Source organism: Brunnivagina elsteri CCALA 953 (genome assembly GCF_002289455.1).
Taxonomy (GTDB): Bacteria; Cyanobacteriota; Cyanobacteriia; order Cyanobacteriales; family Nostocaceae; genus Brunnivagina; species Brunnivagina elsteri.
Window position 1 is genome coordinate 1 of sequence record NZ_NTFS01000636.1, and the last position, 2,439, is coordinate 2,439.

The following is a 2,439-nucleotide window of genomic DNA, read 5'->3' on the forward strand; positions in this document are numbered from 1 at the left end:
CTAGCGAAACTTCTCGCAGAGTAGCGTCTAAATTAGCGTCTATCTGCGGTTTAAATTTCTTGTATATACTTTATTAACTTACTATCTGCTATACATCCTCTACTTACCCGAAAACTACAGATAGAAAGATACAATTAAAACCTTAATAATTGCAAAAATACTGATTTTTTGTTTAAAAATAATGCCTATGCAGTTGGACTTTAGAAATGACAATCTGCTGCTTAAATCCTGATTGCGAAAATCCAGTGAATCCCGATGGAAATAGATTTTGTCAAAGTTGCCGTACTCCCCTAGTATTGTTACTAAGAAATCGTTTTCGTGTCATGCGAGTACTCTCTGATGAAGGTGGATTCGGTAAAACATATTTGGCAGAAGACGTTGATAAACTCGATGAAACTTGTGTTATCAAGCAATTAGCACCAAAAGCGGAGAGTAATTGGGCATTAAAAAAAGCAGTCGAACTGTTTCATAAAGAAGCACAACGTTTGCAAGAATTGGGTGAACATTCGCAAATTCCCACCCTAATTGCTTACTTTGAGGAAGATAGCTATTTATACTTAGTTCAGCAGTATATTGATGGACAAAATTTACTGCGGGAATTGAATGCACGTCGTCAAAAAAAGTCTCCACGACAATCAGATTCACTCTATAGCGAAACCGAAATTTGTCAGATTTTACTTGATTTGTTACCAGTACTTAGGTTTATTCACACTCGTGGAGTCATTCATCGTGACATCAAACCGCAAAATATTATCCGTCGTCAAAGTAGTAAACAACTAACTTTAATTGACTTTGGTTCGTCAAAACAATTAACTGCAAAATTTCAAGTAAAAATGGGAACTTCAATTGGTTCACATGGTTATTCCCCGATTGAACAAATTCGTGATGGTGCTGCATATCCAGCTAGTGATTTATTTAGTTTAGGTGCCACAGTTTTTCATTTACTAACAGGAATTTCCCCATTTAAGTTGTGGACAGAACATGGTTATGCTTGGGTAAGTCACTGGCAAAGTTATGTCAAAATCCCCCTGAGCGAAGGGTTTATTTTGGTTCTAGATAAATTATTGAAAAAAGATATTCATCAACGTTATCAATCTGCTGAAGAAGTCATTAAAGATTTGAATCCGGGATTACCTTTTTCTGCTGCAAATTCCCATTATTCGTCTTATTTTTCAGGTTACAAACTCAAAATCATGCTAGTTACTGTGGCTGGAATTCTATTATTAATATTGGGGGAATTTTGGTATAAACAATTTAACCTTGATGCAGTTAATCGCTCCAGCCTCAGTCAAGCAAAGCAAGCTGCAAATGATGAAATTGGTCAGACAACAATGATGCCTAATTTTAGTCTTGCCGTGACCATTAGAGGCTATGCTAGTAGTGTTTTATCAACAGCCATTAGTCCCGATGGGAATACAGTTGCCAGCACAAACGATCGCACAATTCAACTCTGGAGTTTGCAGACAGGGCAAGCAGTTGCCACATTATCGGGACATGGTAAACAAGTCAATGCGATCGCAATTACTCCTGATGGGAAAATGTTGGTAAGCGGTAGTGATGATAACACCATCAAACTCTGGAACCTCCTTAACGGGCAGGAAATCGGTACTCTAGTTGGAAACCAAGCCGCAATTCATACAGTTGCAATTAGTGGTGATGGTAAGTACATTGCCAGTGGAAGTGATGATAAAATAATCAAAATTTGGAATCTAGCAACCAGGGAAGAAATCTACACTTTAAGTGGACAGGCAGCAATTAGAAGCGTCGCATTTAGCCCTGATGGTAAATATCTTGCCAGTGCTAGCGACGATAAAACTATCAAATTATGGAACTTGCAAACTGGACGGGAAATTGGAATTTTTCAAGGACATCGAGATAAAGTAACAGCCATTGCCTTTAGTTCCGATGGTAAATATTTTGCCAGTGGAAGTAGCGATAAAACCATTAAACTTTGGAATCTCGAAACCGGAAAATTTATCCGTAATTTGGAAGCACATACAGGAGAAATAACTGAGATCGCGTTTAATCCTGATGGAATGACACTAGCGAGTAGTAGCAGTGATAAAACAATCAAAATCTGGAATTATCTCACAGCTAAGAACATTCGTACTCTTGCCAAACATGGCGATAGGGTGGAATCTTTTGCCTTTAGCAAAGATGGTAAAACCATTGCAAGTGGTGGTGCCGATCGAACCCTGAGAATTTGGCGATATTCCCCTTAAACCCAGCAAGTCGGGTTCTTCCCCCCACAGCAAAACCCCAAATAGTACGATAAACCCAGCAAGTCGGGTTCTTCCCCCCACAGCAAAACCCCAAATATAGCGGTTCTCGGTTTGTATTTAGATGCGTTTGCCCTACCCTAAGAGTAATCCAAGAAATAAATGATCCAACTGTTGATCCTGAGTCGCTATGTAATAGACAGAGATGCTTCATTGCGCT

1 protein-coding gene is annotated in these 2,439 nt (G+C 38.9%); it reads left to right on the forward strand.

Features of this window, described 5'->3' with window-relative positions; genetic code table 11:
• Positions 1–206 precede the first annotated feature (206 nt).
• The gene (locus CK510_RS29345; RefSeq protein WP_095724981.1) at positions 207–2,222 is read left to right on the forward strand and encodes a serine/threonine-protein kinase; all 2,016 of its coding nucleotides are present in this window, start codon (positions 207–209) and stop codon (positions 2,220–2,222) included.
• The last annotated feature ends 217 nt before the right edge of the window (positions 2,223–2,439 follow it).